This is a genomic window from Paenibacillus sp. FSL L8-0333 (assembly GCF_037965665.1).
In the GTDB taxonomy this organism is placed as follows: domain Bacteria; phylum Bacillota; class Bacilli; order Paenibacillales; family Paenibacillaceae; genus Paenibacillus_AQ; species Paenibacillus_AQ odorifer.
Window position 1 is genome coordinate 2,426,057 of the sequence record NZ_CP150186.1, and the last position, 17,971, is coordinate 2,444,027.

Consider the following 17,971-nt stretch of genomic DNA (forward strand, 5'->3'; position numbering starts at 1 on the left):
CCATTGTACAAGGAGAGGGTTATATTATGAAAAAATGGATTGGCATCTGTCTGGCTACCGTAATGGGTGCTACCGTTATTGCAGGTTGCTCGAACAAGGACAAAGAAGAGACTGCCGGAGGTTCGTCAAATACGCCGCAGAAAACTGAATTCTCGATCTCGATGCGGACGCTGGCTTTTAACTATGTTGAGAAATCACCCGACTTGAATAAGGACAAATGGGTGAAAAAGCTGGAGGAGATGACAAACACAGACTTGGATATAGTGTTGGTTCCTCATAAAGAGTTCGAGCAGAAAATGGTGCAGATGTTCGCCACTAATGATATTCCGGATGTCGTTCAAGGCTCGGGCGGCGTAAATGGCAAGGAAATGGCTGGTTCCGTTGAAGCTGGTGTGTTCATGCCCTTGGATGATCTGCTGCAGCAAAACGGCCAGAACCTTTTGAAAGTAATCCCGAAGGAAGCTTGGGAGAACGTCACCTATCAAGGGAAAATTTACGCAATACCGGAGTTTCTGTCCAATCCCTCCCGCCGGGCGACTTGGATTCGCAAGGACCTGCTGGATCAAACCGGCTTGCAGGTTCCAAAAACGGTCGATGAGTACTTGACTGTGTTGCGTGCCTTCAAAAAGCTGGGGATAGAGAACCCGTACATGGGCCGTCAAGACTTCAAATATGCGGATGCTTTCTTTGGCGCTTATGATGTTTTTCCGTATCTGACTATGTTCGAGGAAGTAAACGGCCAGGTTCAGCCGAAGTTTATGGATAGCGAAAATATGATGAAGGCGTTACAGACCTACAACACCATGTATACAGAGGGTTTGATCAACAAGGAATTTGCCACCATTAACCCGACCAACTACAAAAATGCGATTCTCTCAGGAAAAGCGGGCATGTGGACGATGAATGCCAACGAGCTTCTGCAGTGGGAGCAACAATTGAAGGCTACGACGCCATCCGCCAAGCTGGAGATTATTCCTTCGCCAGTGGGAACTGATGGAAAAGGAGGCTCCTACTTGTACGGCTCCGCTACGCGCACCTACTTTATCAAGGAAGGTACGAAAAATGCTGCGGATATCGTGAAATTTTTTGACTGGATGTTGAGCGAAGAGGCTGAGACCTTCTTTACCTTTGGGATCAAGGACGAAACCTATAAGGAAGAGAACGGCAAAATCGTATACACTTCTCCTGCGGATTCCGCTGCTATAGATGAGGAGCGCTACCGCCAGTCTTTCCTCTGGATGGTGCAGGATACTACTTATAATAAGGGTGTCCTTAACATGACAGAAGAAGGCAGAAGCTTGATCAATGTATATGATACTATTCTGGCTAATGAAGGCCGTGACGGAATTCAGTTCGACCCGCGGCTAGATGCCTTGGTGAAGAATCCAGACATTGCACCTAACTCGGACACGGCTCCTCCGGTACTGCTGACGCACATGGTAAAGATGGTATATGGCAAGGAACCTATCAGCGACTGGCCGAAGGTTGTGGAAGAGTGGCTTTCCAAGGGCGGCAACGATGTTATCAAGGAAGCTACGGAAAAATATAATAACAAAGTTGGCGTCACCATGCCTCGCAGATAAACTTACCCTCCAGAGGAGCTGGAATTCAATTAAAGTTGTAGAGAATTCACTATCTTTTCAGCATAAAAAGCAAAGGATTTATTAAGGGCTGCCGAGAGGTAGCCTTTTTAGTTAGGACCAGTTTACTTTAATGCAATATCCAAAGTATGGATTATATGGTAAGTTAAATAGAGACATTCTAATGAACTATCTAAAAAGAAACGGAGTGATTTCATGAAGATGCGGAATTCAAAATTTTTATATTATCTTGTCTGGATCATAGTGGGGGCGCTCTTATTACATTATGGCAACTCGCTAATTAGTCATTACACTGAAGAGGCACAAAAGAACTATCAATTAGAAAATACTGTGTGGATCACGGCTATTGTCCCGTTTGTCTATGGGATCTATCTGGCGTTGTTAGAAGGATTACCTAAAGCTTTTATTGTTAATTTGCCGCTGTTGTTTATTGTGTTTCTTCCAAGTTTTCTTCTGCTTATGTATCCGATTTTAGTAATGTATTTTAACATTTCGAACATAGAGATTTACAAATTTGCAAGCATACATGATGGGGTAGTATTTGGTCTGGTTAGTGGAATGGCACTAGTTAAATCTCTAACGACAAACCGTTAACGAGATTACAGCATTGCTGTTACAGAATTATTGGAGCAGTATAAAATAGTTATATGCAAAATCACCCTTTCAATTATTTGGGTTTTATTGCAAGATATTTATGCATCATGTATTTTATTGAATAATAAGGGGGAGTGCGAATAATGTTATCATCCACAGAGCTTAGCAAGCTGAACGAAGTGAATTACAGGGAGGACCGATTAGAGGCACTTAATCATTTTTATGAGGATCTCTGTAATAAGAAAGTAGCCGATGGCTATATTTATTCTCTTAGTCGTTATGGAAAAATATTTGCCAATGGAGCGGGGGGACGCTTCAGTTACGAAGAAGATAGCGACCAAGAATTGAAAACGGATACAATTTTTCGAATCGCTTCTATTACCAAGCTGTTTACGGCAACAGCGATCTGGCAGCTTGCAGATGATGGAAAAATTTTTATGGGACAACCAGTTAGTTCTATTCTTCCAGAGTTTGATGCCGACCCTTTTAAGCCGATTACAATTGCTCATTTACTGACTCATACCTCCGGCATCGCACCTGATCATGGAACTATAAGTGATACTTACTATAAAAGTGCATGGTGGTATATTTATGAATCAGAGCTTGGAAAAGAAAACTGGATTAAAGCTGGACTTTCCTATGGCATTCGTTTTCCGGTAGGGACTCAATGGATGTATTCCTCGTTTGGATACGTGGTTCTTGGTGCAATTATTGAGAAAATAACAGGTGTTTTTGCAGAAGATTACATAATGGACCACATTGTAAAACCGTTAGGCATGACAGATACTTTCTTTGATATACCGCCTGAGAAAGCTGGTAGGATCGCTATTCGTTCGGAAGAAGCCAAGGAATATCTTCAGAAGCTGCAAAACGGGGAAATTACGGATGAAGAACAAAGGTCTGAGGAAGAAATCAAGACTCCCGGAACTGGTGGGGGACTGTATTCAACCGTTAATGATCTACAAAAGTTCGGAATCATGCTGCTTAACCATGGGGAATACGAAGGGGGTCATGTCTTAAGTCGGATGGCTGTTCAGAGAATGACCAAGCGGTTCAATTCTGAAAAAATTCCAAACTACGCATGGGGAGATGGAGGAGCGGATAGACCATACGGTCTTGGGCCAGACCTTCGATATAATGAAAGTACATCTTATTCTGAAGGCACTTTTTTTCACGAAGGATGGGGGTCTTGTTCTTTGGTCGTTGATCCGGTAGAAAAGCTGATTGCCGTTTGGTATATCCCTTTTCATAAAAATATATGGGACGGTAGAGGGATTTTCGGTACAAACAATGTGATCTGGTCCGGACTCGAATAAGAAAAAGACTTTTTTATGTGATATCTATAGATAGGCAGGATGTGACTTATGTTTGAGATGATAAAGCACCGCTTTCGCATTATGAGGGCGGTTGCTTTTGTTACTTATAAGGAATGGAGTGCGTACAGGACGCATTCGATGGTTTCTATTTTTGTAGGCCCAGTGTACTTTTTAGTGCAGTATTATATATGGAGCGCTGTTTATAGCGGGGAATCTTACATCAACGGGATGTCACTCTCCCAAATGCTTTCCTATTTTTGTGCTACGATGTTGATCAACTATCTGACTATGGATTTTGCCGATTGGAATTTACAAATGCTTATTCGTACCGGGAAATTCATTACGTTTTCGTTAAGACCGCTAAATCATATGTTCTTTGCTTTATCTCAGAAGGCAGGGCATAGGGTACTTGGGCTTTTGTTTGAATTTTTACCCTGCTTTATGATCTTTTTCTTTATTTTTCATATTGATGTCTTACCCGCAAATTTACTCTACGCGATTCTTTCAATAGCTATGGCGTTTATGATGAATTTTTTCATTCATTATAGTATTGGAATGGTCGCCTTTTGGATGGTGCAATCCTCTAGTATTCGTAATTTTTTTAATCTCTGCGAAGGGATATTTTCAGGATCGCTGATTCCATTAGTATTTTTCCCAAAATCCTTACAAATGGCGTCCTTTTTCTTACCGTTTCAATATACGGCCTTTCTTCCAGCAATGGTCTATACAGGTAGCTATACTTTAGCTGATATAAGCTTACCTATTCCTCAAGTGTTATTGCTGCAGCTCATAGCCGTAATTATTGCCGGAGTTGTCTGCCGGGTGCTGTATGCGGTGTCGCTTAAGCATTTTACGGGGGTGGGCGCATGAAACGTATGTATCAAATATATAAAACCTGCATGAAGGCGAATATTGCTTCTGCTATCACTTATCGTGTTAACTTTATTCTTAATAGTCTTATCATGCTCATAGGGAATGTGTTGTTTCCTCTAGTAACGGTATTTATTTATAATTCGAATGCTTCATTTGCAGGATGGACCTTTAAAGAGGCGCTGTTAATTCAATCCGTTTTTATTCTGTCTACGGCTTGTGCCGGGATTTTTTTTAACGGAATTATGTGGAATACGATGTCTCATGTTGTAGAAGGGACTTTGGAAGTGGTATTAATTAAACCGACCTCGAGCCTTTTTCTGCTGTTGGCCAGATCTTTTGAGTTCGAAAGTATCGGGCTTTTAGGTGGAGGAGTAATCATGTTCGTATACGCACTTAGCGGAATCGATGGGATGACCATAGGCTCTTGGTTATTGTTCCTGTTGTTGTTTGGTGCAGGGCTGCTTGTTATGTTCGGTGTGGCGCTTATTGTGGCAGCGATTTCCTTCAAATGGGTGGCGAATTCCCGCTTGCCGGAGATGTTTGAGAGCATTAAGTCTTTTGGACGTTATCCAGGGACGATTTTTCCTAAGGCAGTCGTAGCTGTGAGTTCTTTTCTGTTTCCGGTCTCCATGATTGCCTACTTTCCAGCATCTACACTGATTGGCCGATGGGAACCCTATTTTTTTATAGCGATTATTCCTTGTGTATTATTTGCTGCCTTCGGAATTTGGCTCTATACATATATGCTTCGCAGTTACAAAAGCGCCGGAGGATAAAAGATTAGTTAAGATCTAAGAAGGAGAATTTCACTTGGACATTATTACCGTCAAGAACTTAACCAAGCAATATGAAACCTATCACCGTGGACAAGATGCAAAAAGTGTATTTAAAAGTCTGTTTCACCGTGAAAAATCGATAATTACCTCTGTAGAAGATCTTTCGTTTAGTGTTGGAAAAGGAGAAATCATTGGCATTCTGGGTCCAAACGGTGCAGGGAAATCTACGACTATTAAAATGCTGACAGGCGTTCTCTATCCTACCTCGGGCGAAATAAATGTTCTAGGGTACAACCCTCATAAGCAGAAAAATCAATATGTAAAACAAATCGGGGTATTGTTCGGACAGAAATCGCAGTTAATATGGGACATTCCCCCTTTGGATAGCTTTTATATGAACAAGGAAATCTATGATATTCCTACGAACGACTTTCGTACAAGACTAGACCAATTTGTAAACATGTTTGAGATTGGCGATATTATTACTAAGCCCACGCGCACCCTTTCCCTGGGAGAACGAATGAAATGCGAGTTTATTATGGCGATGCTTCATTCACCACCTGTGGTTTTTTTAGATGAGCCAACGATCGGGCTGGATGTAATAGCTAAACAAAGAATCAGAGAATTCATTAAGCAAATGAATCAGGAAGGCACCACATTTATTCTGACAACACATGACTTGGAAGATGTAGAGCGTTTGGTTCAAAGAGTACTTATAATTCATCAAGGGAAAAAAGTATATGACGACAAGTTCTCTGAACTTCGACTGCATCTGGGTGCCCAAAAAGTAGTTAGGCTTTCAGCCGCCACAACTATTGGAAATATTGATCTGCCTGGCACTCAGATATCGGAAAGAATATCGGATTACGAAGTGGAGCTGCTGATCGATACCGAGCAATGTAAAATGGGCGAGTTTCTGCATATTCTTAGCGAAAAGGTAGAGATCCTTGATATATCCATTAAGGAGATTCCCATTGAAAAAATTATCAGCTCCATTTATGAGATGGATATGGGAGAACATATTCAAGCTTGAGAACGGATCATCTGCAGATTTAGATCGAGCATGGACCATAACTTTTCAGTGATCTCTTTTGCAGAGCAAGGATTACTATGGGTAAACCACCATTCAATCACTCCGACAGTCGCCGAACTTAAAAATTGCACAGATATATCTTTACTCAGCTCATCGAGATTAAAATTGTTTTCTAAAAATTGTACCTTAATCTGCTCATTTATCATTTCTTGTAATTGGTTTCTAAAGGAGAGCAGAGCTTTGTTTCTTAATAAAGTCTTATAAAAAAGAGCATTCTCCTCCAATTGTTCCAGCGTGCGGAGCAATGACGCCTTCGAGGGATTGGGTTCGGTTTCATCCTCCACTGCGGAGCAGCTTTCGATTAGTTGCTGGAGCTGAGCCTCCAGGCATTTATCCATCAGATCGTATTTGTCCGCATAATGGGAATAAATCGTTCCGCGGTTTACATCAGCACGCTCTGCGATTTCGTTGATCGTTATTTTTTCAAAATCTTTTTCAGCCATCAGTTGAATTAATGCATTCATGATGGCTGTTTGGTTTTTTTTAATTCTTCTATCCATGATAAGACTCCCTTTTTATTAAACAATGTATTGTATTTTGTTGAAAAATCAACAAAACCGGTCAAACTAACGATTGAACCCTACCGGAGATGTGATAATCTGATTTTATCGAACAGTTGATCAAAATTCAACAAATGTCTAAAAAGGGATAGAGGAGCTAAATATGAGAGTTTTAGTTTTTGGAGCGGGAGTATTAGGCAGCTATCTTGCGCATGTTCTAGTGCGTGGGGGAAATGATGTCACCATGCTTGCCAGAGGGAAGCGAGCAGAGCAATTGACGAAAGACGGGCTTGTGCTTCGCCATTATTTTCAAATTAAAAACACTGTGGATACAGTAAAGGTCATCTCTACGCTTCGATCCGATGATCTCTATGATCTTATTTTTGTTGTTATGAAATATAATGATTTTCCATCTGTGTTACCTATTCTAGCTGAGAATCAGAGTCTGAATATAATTCTTGTGGGGAACAATGGCGATGCTCTTGGCATGCAAAAGGATCTCCAGGAAATGAGCAATGTGAGGAAAAATATACTCTTCGGATTTCAACTTAGTGCAGGAATTCGGGAAACGAGCGGTCGTGTTATTAAAATACACGCAGGAGGGCAAATGGTACTTGGCAGTTTAGACGGTGAGATTCCAATAAAACACTTACTGGAAAAAGCGTTTGAGAACGCTAAGTATAAGCTAACTTATCATGAGGATATGGATGCTTGGCTCAAAAGTCATATCGTGCCAATAGTGGCTTTGAACTCCCTTAGTTATCTGCATGACGGGGATTTGAAAAAGGTATCTAAAGATAAGAAGCTATTAAAACAAGCCATTTTAGTAATGGACGAGGGGTTTCAAATCATGGAGCAATTAAGCTATACTGTTACTCCAGCAGGTCAAGTTAACTTTGTTCGAAAGCACAAGCAGGCTGTATATTATGGTCTGACAATAATTCATAAATTACCGTTTATGAAATTAGTGGACGGTTCTTTCAGCGAAATAGCGGCTTTGTTTAATTCATTTGATATTTTGAAGCAACAAGCAAACATTGCAACGCCCAATTGGGATCAACTTAAAAAACAAGCGTTTTCGAAGTTTAATGCAAATGTATAACAATCTTGTTCAGGAGGTATACAATCGATGGCTATATATTTTATAAGGCATGGAATAGATGATGAAGGCTTTCGTGGGGGTTGGAGTCAACGTGGACTTGTAGTAGAGGGATATAGACAAGCCGAACGTCTTGGATATTATCTTAAGGAAAATCAATCTAGCTTTAACATAACCCGTATTCTTTGTAGTGATTTGCAACGTGCGTTAGATACAGCAAATGAGATCGCCAGAGAGCTTGATTTGCCTGTTGAAAGCAGCCAGTATTGGAGAGAAACGAACAATGGTGTAATCGCTGGAATGCCCCATGAAATCGTAAATGAACGATACCCGGGTCTTTATTTCTCGGCTTTAAGAATGGATGAGAGATTTCCAGGAGGAGAAAGTCCTCAGGAATTTTTTACGCGAATAAGTTCAAGTTTCTCAAAACTATGTAATGAACTGGAGAGTACTGATCCAAATGAAAATGTAATTGTGGTCACTCATGGTGGCGTAATTAATGTTATATACCATATTTTAAAAGGGCTAACGTGGACGAATAAGAATGCTCATTTCCCGACTTCATATACTAGTATTCATAAAATAGAGTATCAAGTAGATAAGTGGGCAGTTACAGCAGAAAATCTTACGGAACATATATCAAGTGATCAGGCTGCTGGTATGGCCAATTGATTGGGAGGTACAAATATGGGTTTATTGAATGCGCTGATTGAGCAAGCCAAGAATCCTAGAGGGTTCGTAGGAAATATCATGATCAAAATCATGAATCAGGCACATACCAGCATCACAACATGGGGACTTAGAAAAATAGAAATTAAGAGCGGCGATCCTATCCTGGACATAGGCTGTGGTGGCGGTCAAACTATACATACGTTAGCAAAACAAAATAGACAACATGAAATTTACGGCATAGATTACTCACAACAAGCTGTAGAGACATCTATTCAAAAAAACAATAAGGCTGTAATCGCTGGTAAGGTGAAAATTAGTCAGGGAGATGTGTCAGCGTTACCGTTCAACGATAGATTTTTTGGGACGATCACAGCGATTCAGACACATTATTTCTGGCCGGACCTCGAACACGATATAAGTGAAGCATTTAGGGTGCTGATGGCAGGCGGTACATTTGTTATTATTTCTGAGATCTATAAAATCAATTATCATATGAAGCAATTCACTAAGAACGAAGAGATGGAGCAGTTATTTCGGAAATCGGGCTTTCAGACGGTAAATATTCACGAGAATAACAAATGGAGATGTTATGTTGGAAAGAAATAAAGCGGCCGCACCGCCCCAAAAAGGACGACACAGCCGCTTCGTTTCACCAGCTATTTAAGCCGGGAAGGTATTAAACAAACAACGAACGGGAAATGATGACCAGCAAGATGAAAAGTACCAAAATCGCTCCGGTCGAAGTGAAGGCTCCTCCATGAAATTCACCCATGATTTATTCCTCCTCAACTTATGTCTTCTTCTCAATTGCTGTGACTGATGTCGCAGCTTTCTGAGATAATGACATCATATGCCGAAGAGGGCCTGTTGTACTGGTCTATGGCCTATTGCTCGTCAATATGGGCTTTTAGGATACGTAATCCTTTAGGCAGATGATTTTTAAGCTGCCCTAAACTCGCTTTGCCCCAACTAATCGGCAAACCATCTAAAGTTACAAGTGTCCATCCATGTAATTCGCTGGGGACAGGCAGGCTTTCACCACGTAGCCAAGCATGTATTTCCGGGCCATCACTGCTGAGATCAAAGCTTCGTGAAGCTTGTATGGGCTGTAGTGCCATAGCTAATGCATGAGCAGGTTCAATCCGATTTTTCTTCAAATGGGCGATATGTAGTCCAGCTCGTGGAATACGCAGTCCGTCCAGCAGCCCGGTATGGAGACTGCCATTAAAGGATTCTGGCAGCAAATAAAGGGATTCGCCGAAGAGCAGTGGCACACCTTGGCATGAAAGACCAGGCAGCTCTACCGCAGCCCAGTCTTGAAAAAACTGGTAGGCATCGCGTACAGAAGAATTAGTTTTTGGGTTGTTTTTACTTCGGCGTTTTTTGGCGTTGCGGTTGGCATCATCATTCACGGATGCAGTGTCAATTTGCTTACGCAGGAGTGCTACAAAGTGACCTTCGCCCTTTTCTAAATGCGGCCAAAGGCGTTTGCAGGTGAGTAGTTCCATATCGGGGTAACTAGCCGTCAATCGAGTAATGGTTTCTTCATTCTCTTGACGGTTAAAGGTGCAGGTAGAGTAGGCTAAAATACCCCCTGGTTTAAGCATAATGTAGGCGTCTTGCAGGATATCCCATTGTCTCGCTGCGCACATAACTACATGAGCAGGAGACCACTCTTGAATGGCTTTTGGATCTTTTCGGAACATGCCTTCTCCAGAACAAGGAGCATCCAGCATAATTCGGTCAAAAGCTTGCGGGAAACGCGCAGATAGCTGTTCTGGTGTTGCACAGGTTACGAGGATATTTTTAATGCCCAGGCGTTCAACGTTCTCTGCTAGAATTTTTGCGCGTTCCGGATGAATTTCATTAGAGATTAAGAGGCCTTGTCCCTGCATTAAACCAGCGATATGCGTAGTTTTACCTCCAGGGGCTGCTGCAAGATCGAGGACGGTTTCACCGGGTTCAGGTGTCAGCAGTTCAGCTGCGGACATTGCGGAAGGCTCCTGAATATAATATAGTCCAGCGGCATGGTAAGGATGCCTGCCTGGTCGAGCGGGCTCATCATAATAAAACCCGCCCTGGCACCATGGGATAGGTTTCAAATTAAATTGTGACACTGTACGGTCCACCGCAACTTGGCCTATGGCTGAGGTGCTTTTTAGCGGATTAAAGCGCAGTCCTTGAGTTCGTGGTGCTGAATAACTTTCTAGAAAAGCATCTGCCTCTTGCCCCAGCATTTCTTTAATAGATGCGGTGTAAGAGGCAGGCAGCTGTTCTTCCTTCATAGCTCATTCTCCTTTTTCTTAGTTGCTGTTTCATGTTTATACCGATAAAATCAAGGTATGGGGAACGTAATCGTACCTGAAATTCTACATATATTCAACTATATCATAATTGCCAAGTCTTACAGTACACAGGGCAATTGTAAAGGGGATGTACCATATGAATTTGCTGCAAGCGCTCTTCTTCCCGCCGGAGCAACCCGGTGGTGTATCATCTATGATCCCTTATCTTCAGGAAAGATTCCGTTCAAGCCGTTGGGAGATGGATTTGTTTTGGCTGCCTAAGCGGATTCGCAATAAGGGGCATGAGGAAGTAATATTCGAGACGTTTGATTGGACGCAGTATGGAGAAAGTCCGATCGTTCAGAAATATATTCAGACCTATCGTGATTATTTATGGTGGACTAAACTGCGGATGAGTAAGCCCTATGATCTTATTCATTCTCATCATCCGATTGCGGGCTTAGCAATGAAAAAAGTGTTCCCTGATACTCCGTTAATTCATACCCTGCATTCCAGTTACGAGCGGGAATTGATTCTAAATGGAGCGATTTCCGAGGATGGCTTGGAGCATCGTTTTCTAGTCTCACTTTATCGTGAGCTTGAGCATGTTAGTGATCGATTAATGACGGTGTCGCGATCTTTTGCAGATTATGTGGCCCCTTATATTATTGATCCTTCTAATATAGGTGTTATTCCGAATGGTTTTGATGAAAAAAGATTTAAGCCTGTTCCGCATGATAATGCTATTCCGCAGCTAGTGACCGTGACACGTCTGGTTCCGGCTAAAGGAATAGATATATTACTCAAGGCTTGCGCGGAGCTTAAAAATCGCGGCCATGAGTATGTACTGCATATTATTGGCGATGGTCCTTCACGTGCGGATCTGGAAAAGATGGCCCAACATTTAGGGATCTATAATGAAACGATTTTTTACGGATATACGCTGCACCCTGAAGAATTCATGCCATTCTTTGATATTTTCGTATTGCCCTCTCGGGCGGAGGCGTTCGGTTCAGTGTTTGCGGAAGCGGCACTTAGCTGCCTGGCTTTAGTGGGGACAAATGTGGGCGGAATACCGGAGCAGATTGAAGATGGTGTGAATGGTTTATTGGTCAGTCCTGATGATGAGATTGCTCTTGCTGACGCATTAGAGAAGGTGATATCTGATCCGGCTTATCGTTATGAGCTTTCACGTTCCGCTTGGGATAAAGCCAAAAGCCTATATTCGTTGACACGAGTTGCTAATGAACTTAAAAAAACCTATTTACAGTATCCCTCAGGAACGAAAGGGTGAGCAGCTATGATTCCATTTCGCTTTCTGCATACTGCTGATTTACATCTGGATAGCCGTTTTGCCGGGCTGGCGCATATTTCGCCAGCCATTCGTGCTTATTTACGTGAGTCTACCTTTGCCGCCCTCGGGCGGCTTGTCCGCGTTGCGATCCAAGAGAATGTTGATTTTATTGTCATTAGTGGAGATGTGTACGATGTTTCAGATGCTTCATTACAGGGACAGCTGCGATTTCAGGAAGCGCTCAAAGAACTCGGTGAGCACGGGATTAACGTGTTCCTGATTCATGGCAACCACGATCCGCTTGACGGACTGCGTCTGACAACGGAAATGCCAAAGCATGTTACCGTATTTGGCGGAGAGAAGCCAGAACACGCTACAGCTTACCGCCGTATAGATGGCCAAGAAGTTGCCATCGTTAGTGGAATCTCTTATCCAACGGCGAAAGTGACGAACAACACAGCTGTAACCTTTTCTCGTAAACCTGGCAGCCGCCTGTTTCATATTGCGATGCTGCATGGCAATGTAGACGGTGATTTGCTGCATGAGACCTATTCTCCTTGCAGTCGCAGGGACCTTATCGAACGGGGTTTTGATTATTGGGCGCTTGGACATATTCATAAACGGAGTGTACTGCATGAGAAGCCTGTGATTGTGTATCCAGGCAATATACAAGGGCGCAGCATTAAGGAAACCGGTGCTAAAGGCTGTTATATTGTGGATGTAGATGAGGCTGGAAGATCCGCTCTGCAATTTCATGAACTGGATTTCGTTCGCTGGCAGGTTAGAGACCTATCTATAGAAGGATTAAGCAATGAAGCAGAATGGATACAGAAAGTGGAGCAGGTTATTGAAGACATCCGCGCGGAGTTCCCGGAGCTCATGTCGGTGGTCAGATTTCGTCTATTTGGACGAGGGGACGTACATAAAGTATTGGCTGAAAAAGGGGCGGCAGAGGATCTGTTGTCAGAACTCCAGCGCCGTGAGGCGATTAGGGCTGAGCGTAAAGATTACAAAGGGCTTGTCTGGACCGAAGGGTTCGCCATCGAGTCCGGCTTAGCTATTGATCGCCAACGCTTATTGGAAGAAGATAGTTTTCTTGGAGAAATGCTGCGCATTGCAGAGCATACGGAACATTCTCCGGAAGCGCTCGAAGAACTATTAAATAGTGCGCTTAAACCGCTATTGGAGAATCAGGAGCTGCGTAAGCTGTTGTCTATGACTAGTCAAGAAGAGAAGTTGAGCTGGCTACGTGGTGCAGCAGAGCAGGGAATCACGATGCTTGGTGGGATGGATGATACTGTTGAAGCGGCGGAAAGTCTTTCGTATCAACAAGCCGGAGGGCAAAACGATGAAAATTGAACATTTGCATATCAATGGCTTCGGGCTTCTTCACAATCGAGAGATTCATTTAACGCAGGGAGTGACCGTACTTTATGGGCGTAATGAAGCAGGAAAAAGTACGACACTGCAATTCATACGCTCTATGCTGTTTGGAATTCCAAGCCGTGGAAATCCCTTGGAAAGGTATGAACCTATGCAAGGTGGATTGCATGGGGGGACCCTGAAGATACGTGACTGTGATGATGGTTTGTGGACCATTCGCCGTTTTGCTTCAGGTGCTGAGGGATCAGGAAGAAATGAAAAGCTGAACATTACAGTAAATCATCCAAATGAAACGACTCAAGAGCTAGGACAAGCTGAAATGGAAAGACATTTACTTGGGGGGATCTCTAGGAGTATGTTCCAGCAATTGTTCGCAGTTTCACTGGACGAGCTGCAGGAGCTTGCTGCCCTTCAATCTGAGGAGATGAGCAGCTTTCTTTTTCATGCAGGTATGGGCGGTGGAGGTGCAATCATGCGTGCGGAACGCCGTTTGGTGCAGGAAGCTGAGAAGCTGTACAAACCTCGTGGCAAGCTGCAAGAAGCAGCAAAAGTTGTGCAAGCCATTGAAAAGCTTGAGCGCCAAATGGTTGAGAGCCGTTCTTATCTCCCGCGATATAACGATAATATAGTGGCATTGAGGGCAACGGAGTCGGAGCTAGATGAATTGGAGCAACAGCGTAAGCTCACTGGAGAGCAGCTAGTGATGTTTCGAAAAGCACAGGAAGTCCGTGAGCTGTGGTTAAAGTGGAGCGAGGCTCAGCTAGAGCTGCAAGGATTGCCATTGATTTTAGCCTTTCCTGAAGAAGGGGCAACTCGCTTTCAGGCATTTGAAGGAGAAATTCGTAATGCACAGGGATCAGTAGTACGTTATGAACGTCTTCTAAGCGAGCTTACTATTGAACTGGCAAAGAACCCTCCAGATGAAGTATTAGCAGCGCAGGGGCCTGCTTTGGAGCGGCTGGACCGGCATCGGAGCAGCTACGAGAACCGTAGAACGGAAAGACAGCGGCTTGAGGGAGAATTAACAGCGCTGAATGAGCATTTGCGGCGAATTCTGCGCGGCATTGATGTGAGCTGGGGCTCTGCAGAGCTGACTTCATTCTCCGGTACAGCAGCGGATCGTGAAGCTGCACGGAAGTTTGCGGCGGCGTTCGCTAGTTATGACCGCCGCATGGAGGCGGAGGGTGCAACGCGGCAGTCGTTGCGATCCCGTTTGACCGCTGCTTCAGCGTCACTCCAAGCGGCAGAACGGGCGCTGGCGCGTGAGCACGCTACCGGCGCGGAATCTTTTGCGCAGCTGGCTCCGCGCAGCGCCCGTGAAGTGCTGCAGCTGTGGGACGAGCTGCAGCAGGCGGCCGAACGCTGGCGCGAAGCGCAGCTCAGCGAAGGGCCAGCGCGCGGCGCCGGAAGTGACGGCCTTGGCGCGAAGCGCATGGCCGCGCTCTACCGGCGCCTGCTGTGGGCTGGGGCAGCACTAACCGTGCTGCTGCCCGCAGCGCTGTGGCTGACCGGTGCTCCGCCGGCCAGCGCCGTGCTTGCGATCGGCCTGCTGGGCGCGGCCGATCTGGCCCTTTGGGCCGGCTTGCGCGGAGCGCGCCGGCAGGAATCGTCCCCGCCAGAGCATGGCGGGGACGTCAGCGCAGCCGCAGCCGAGATGCTGCGGCTGCGGGGCAGCTGCTCTCCGGGGCGGAGCCGGAGAGCGTTGTGCCGGGGCGGCGGACGGCCGCCCCGGGGTCCAGCCCTGACGCAGGCGGGCTGGAGGCCTCCATGAGGGAGCTTCGCAGGCTCATGGAGGCTTGGTCAGCTTGGCGGCAGCGCATCGAACGCTATGCCGCCGAGCGTGATGCCTGCCGCACGGAGCTGGAGACACTGGCAGGCCAAGAGAAGCTGCTCGCTGAAGAAATGCACCGGGCGGAGGCGGCATTTACGGAAACTGCTGAGCAATATGAAGAATGGCTTCGCCAACGCAGGCTGCCTGAAGGGTTATCCCCTGAAGGGCTGCCGGATATTTTTGCTATGGTTGAACAAGGGAATGAGCTGCTGCGCCAAGAGAATAAACTCTCCTTACGATTGAAGGAGCTGGAAGCAGAATGTAACATGTTTGAGGAGGAGCTGCTCACACTTATCTATGAGTCGGGTGCTGATCTTGGCGACGAGTCTGGTGTAGCGGCAGCTGGCTTTGAAATAGATCCGCAAGAGGGGAAACGAATATCTGCGTTATCCTTACTAAGCTGGCTGGAACTGCGAAAAAGAGCGTGGGATGATCTGAAAAAGGACTTGATTCGCCGGGAAACTATGCAGTCAAGATTGCAAGATGTGGATGAAGAACTCAAGGAGAGCCACAGGATATTAGGTGAGCTGAGAGAACAGCGTGAGCTTCTGATACAAGAAGGCGGGGCGACTGGTGGAGAAGACTTCTTACGCAGGTCAGCAGCTGTGCAGCGGCGCAGTGATCTGAATAAATCGATTCGCCAGTGGGAGCTTGTTATGTTCGGTGGTTGGGAGGAGGAGCGGGTTACTGCTCTGCTGGAATTATTAAATCATCATGATGCGGAAGCATTGCAGCTGAAGCGGTCATTGGCTGAAGAGTTGATGGAACGGCAGGAAGAGGGTTGGAACACCCTGCTGGAGCAGCGAGGCAAGCTGCTTCAGGAAAGGGAGTATCTGAAGGAGCGCTGCGTGGAGGATTCCGTTATTCAGCAACTGGAAGAGCAGAGAGCAGCCTTGCGGATCGTGGCTGATAAATATGCAGTGGCAGCGATAACTGCCGAACTAATCGGGCGAACTCGTCGTGTGTATGAGCAGGAGAAGCAGCCACAGGTATTACTGCTTGCCTCAATTTATTTCTCCAAGCTGACGGAAGGGGAATATAAAAGGGTTGTTATGACACTAGGGCACAAAGAGCTGAAAGCTGAACATAAGAATGGGGGATTACTAGACAGCGGACTGCTCAGCCGAGGGACGGCAGAACAGCTGTATCTTGCCATCCGGCTGGCATTGGCAGAGACCATGTCACGGCAAGTATCGCTGCCGCTGTTATTCGATGATCTCTTCGTTAACTTTGATGAGTCTCGTCTTCATGCTGCGCTTGGACTTCTTGGAGAACTGTCGATCTCCCGCCAGATTGTGATGATGACCTGTCACAAGCATGTGGCGGAAGCGGCAGCACGTATGATTCCTACAGCAGCGGTTATTTCCGTGTAGTTCGGGTGATTGGTTTTACGGATACGAGACTGTTCCCCTTCTCCTTTGAGTTCGATGAAGTATTACTACCTGGTGGAGAGGACCATGGCGTGCGCAGCAGCTTGACAGCCCAGACCAATGATAAACCTCCGAAGATTGGGTAGAACACGGAGAGCAGTGAACTAAAGCCAAACTGGCTCAGTAAATAGCAGACCAACATCAGAAGTGGTGTGATTAGTGCAGTTGATAGGGGAAGCCGTTGCTTAAGCTGTACAGCTACTCCATAAATATCGGCGACAAAAGTGCTGAAGATCTCCAAAAAGATCAGCAGGAGATATATAGTTTGCACTACAGTACCCAATCGGACGGCGATGCTGCCCATCGGAATTTCAAATTTGAGAATCCCTGGCATCTGTGAGCTCATTGCGAAATGTGCGGCGATCAACATAAAACCAATCCCGGTACCCCCAATAATACCGCCCCATACAAGGGATTTTTCTTCCTCTGTGTGACGAGCCATAGGGACTAAAACAGCTTGTGCCATCCCTAAATTAAAGGCGGTGTAGAGCAGCGGTGACATCCATGCTCCAAAGAGAGAGCGATCGTTATCAAGGAACAGGAACCGTCCAGCTCCCGGAATTTGAAAAGTATTAAAAATAATGATAAGTGACAGAGTAAGCATTAAAGGTACAACAATACTGTTCATTTGCAGAATACCGGAAATTCCTCGTTTTAGCAGAAAGTATGAACCAAGCAACGTGATAATTAGTCCAGTCTGATAATGAAGTCCGAGATGCTCCTGAAAAATAGCGCCGGCCCCTGCAAGCATAATACTGTTTACTCCGATCAGGACGACCATCGTGAACAAACTGATGGTGCTTCCGACCTGTTCCCCGAAGAGGTGGCGGTTAAAGTCTTCATAGGATTCCGCTTCTATTCGCCGAGCAATGACCATCATTTTTGTACCCAGCCATATGAACAATATAGTTGAGAGCAGGATGGTCAGGACTGCCCAGTGCCCGTAACGTGTGAAAAATTTTAATATTTCCTGTCCGGTGGCGAATCCGGCTCCTACAATGGTGCCAATATAAGTGAAAGCGATCTGTAATGTTCGGACATGTGATTTCATGGCTCCCCTCCTAATAGTTTTACGAAGCTAAAGAAAAATCATAACGAGTGCTATGCAGGATAACCTTGTGTACTCTGTATAGTACAGGTTATGATGAGGATCAGTAGGACATGACTTCCGTCGTAATTGCTTTATGATCAGTGATTAATTTGTACGGAATGTCAGCGATTATA

17 protein-coding genes are annotated in these 17,971 nt (G+C 45.1%); 13 read left to right on the forward strand and 4 right to left on the reverse strand.

Annotated elements, in window-relative coordinates; all coding sequences use genetic code 11:
• Positions 1 to 26: 26 nt before the first annotated feature.
• From NYE72_RS10615 to NYE72_RS10640, 6 genes are all read left to right on the forward strand, one after another.
• Entirely contained in the window at positions 27 to 1,583 is a 1,557-nt protein-coding gene (locus NYE72_RS10615; protein WP_076100857.1) for an extracellular solute-binding protein, read from the forward strand.
• Positions 1,584 to 1,796: 213 nt separating this feature from the next.
• A complete protein-coding gene (locus NYE72_RS10620) occupies positions 1,797 to 2,195 on the forward strand; it encodes a hypothetical protein (protein ID WP_339211764.1) in 399 nt (132 codons plus the stop codon).
• 143 nt (positions 2,196 to 2,338) lie between these two features.
• Complete coding sequence (locus tag NYE72_RS10625; protein WP_038569878.1) at positions 2,339 to 3,511, forward strand: serine hydrolase domain-containing protein; 1,173 nt, start codon at positions 2,339 to 2,341, stop codon at positions 3,509 to 3,511.
• Between the two features lie 48 nt (positions 3,512 to 3,559).
• Positions 3,560 to 4,381 (forward strand): ABC-2 family transporter protein, encoded by an 822-nt coding sequence (locus tag NYE72_RS10630; protein WP_036689371.1) that lies wholly within the window; start codon positions 3,560 to 3,562, stop codon positions 4,379 to 4,381.
• On the forward strand, positions 4,378 to 5,160 hold the full coding sequence (locus NYE72_RS10635; RefSeq protein WP_036689373.1) for an ABC-2 family transporter protein: 783 nt from the start codon (positions 4,378 to 4,380) through the stop codon (positions 5,158 to 5,160). The genes NYE72_RS10630 and NYE72_RS10635 overlap by 4 nt, the downstream gene beginning before the upstream one ends.
• Before the next feature lie 34 nt (positions 5,161 to 5,194).
• Entirely contained in the window at positions 5,195 to 6,193 is a 999-nt protein-coding gene (locus NYE72_RS10640; protein ID WP_244886461.1) for an ATP-binding cassette domain-containing protein, read from the forward strand.
• Here NYE72_RS10640 and NYE72_RS10645 read toward each other — a convergent pair.
• Positions 6,184 to 6,753, reverse strand: a complete 570-nt coding sequence (locus NYE72_RS10645) for a TetR/AcrR family transcriptional regulator (RefSeq protein WP_036689376.1) — start codon at positions 6,751 to 6,753, stop codon at positions 6,184 to 6,186. The two genes, NYE72_RS10640 and NYE72_RS10645, sit on opposite strands and share 10 nt — an antisense overlap.
• 163 nt (positions 6,754 to 6,916) lie before the next feature.
• On the opposite strand from NYE72_RS10645, the gene NYE72_RS10650 reads away from it, so the two are divergent.
• The 3 genes from NYE72_RS10650 to NYE72_RS10660 are packed head-to-tail and all read left to right on the forward strand — an operon-like array spanning position 6,917 to position 9,130.
• Positions 6,917 to 7,855 carry a 2-dehydropantoate 2-reductase N-terminal domain-containing protein gene (locus NYE72_RS10650; protein ID WP_036689379.1) on the forward strand — a complete coding sequence of 313 codons (939 nt, stop codon included), beginning with the start codon at positions 6,917 to 6,919 and terminating at the stop codon, positions 7,853 to 7,855.
• Positions 7,856 to 7,882: 27 nt separating this feature from the next.
• On the forward strand, positions 7,883 to 8,524 hold the full coding sequence (locus NYE72_RS10655) for a histidine phosphatase family protein (RefSeq protein WP_036689381.1): 642 nt from the start codon (positions 7,883 to 7,885) through the stop codon (positions 8,522 to 8,524).
• 15 nt (positions 8,525 to 8,539) lie between these two features.
• Positions 8,540 to 9,130 carry a class I SAM-dependent methyltransferase gene (locus tag NYE72_RS10660; protein WP_036689384.1) on the forward strand — a complete coding sequence of 197 codons (591 nt, stop codon included), beginning with the start codon at positions 8,540 to 8,542 and terminating at the stop codon, positions 9,128 to 9,130.
• 70 nt (positions 9,131 to 9,200) lie between these two features.
• Here NYE72_RS10660 and NYE72_RS10665 read toward each other — a convergent pair whose 3' ends face one another.
• Together NYE72_RS10665 and NYE72_RS10670 are read right to left on the reverse strand one after the other, a co-directional pair.
• Positions 9,201 to 9,296 carry a sporulation protein YjcZ gene (locus NYE72_RS10665; RefSeq protein WP_197069771.1) on the reverse strand — a complete coding sequence of 32 codons (96 nt, stop codon included), beginning with the start codon at positions 9,294 to 9,296 and terminating at the stop codon, positions 9,201 to 9,203.
• Positions 9,297 to 9,408: 112 nt separating this feature from the next.
• A complete protein-coding gene (locus NYE72_RS10670; RefSeq protein WP_339211765.1) occupies positions 9,409 to 10,809 on the reverse strand; it encodes an RsmB/NOP family class I SAM-dependent RNA methyltransferase in 1,401 nt (466 codons plus the stop codon).
• A gap of 157 nt (positions 10,810 to 10,966) precedes the next feature.
• Here NYE72_RS10670 and NYE72_RS10675 point away from each other — a divergent pair, with 157 nt between their 5' ends.
• Genes NYE72_RS10675 through NYE72_RS10690 form a run of 4 tightly spaced genes read left to right on the forward strand, consistent with a single transcriptional unit; the run spans position 10,967 to position 16,690 of the window.
• Positions 10,967 to 12,103: a glycosyltransferase family 4 protein gene (locus NYE72_RS10675; protein ID WP_036689393.1), complete on the forward strand. Its 1,137-nt coding sequence runs from the start codon at positions 10,967 to 10,969 to the stop codon at positions 12,101 to 12,103.
• 6 nt (positions 12,104 to 12,109) lie between these two features.
• Positions 12,110 to 13,462: a DNA repair exonuclease gene (locus tag NYE72_RS10680; RefSeq protein WP_339211766.1), complete on the forward strand. Its 1,353-nt coding sequence runs from the start codon at positions 12,110 to 12,112 to the stop codon at positions 13,460 to 13,462.
• Positions 13,452 to 15,257: an AAA family ATPase gene (locus NYE72_RS10685; protein WP_339211767.1), complete on the forward strand. Its 1,806-nt coding sequence runs from the start codon at positions 13,452 to 13,454 to the stop codon at positions 15,255 to 15,257. Before NYE72_RS10680 ends, NYE72_RS10685 begins: the two co-directional genes overlap by 11 nt.
• A complete protein-coding gene (locus tag NYE72_RS10690) occupies positions 15,254 to 16,690 on the forward strand; it encodes a hypothetical protein (protein WP_339211768.1) in 1,437 nt (478 codons plus the stop codon). The genes NYE72_RS10685 and NYE72_RS10690 overlap by 4 nt, the downstream gene beginning before the upstream one ends.
• Here the strand turns inward: NYE72_RS10690 and NYE72_RS10695 are convergent.
• Positions 16,677 to 17,798 (reverse strand): membrane protein, encoded by a 1,122-nt coding sequence (locus NYE72_RS10695; protein WP_038569894.1) that lies wholly within the window; start codon positions 17,796 to 17,798, stop codon positions 16,677 to 16,679. The two genes, NYE72_RS10690 and NYE72_RS10695, sit on opposite strands and share 14 nt — an antisense overlap.
• Positions 17,799 to 17,971: the final 173 nt, after the last annotated feature.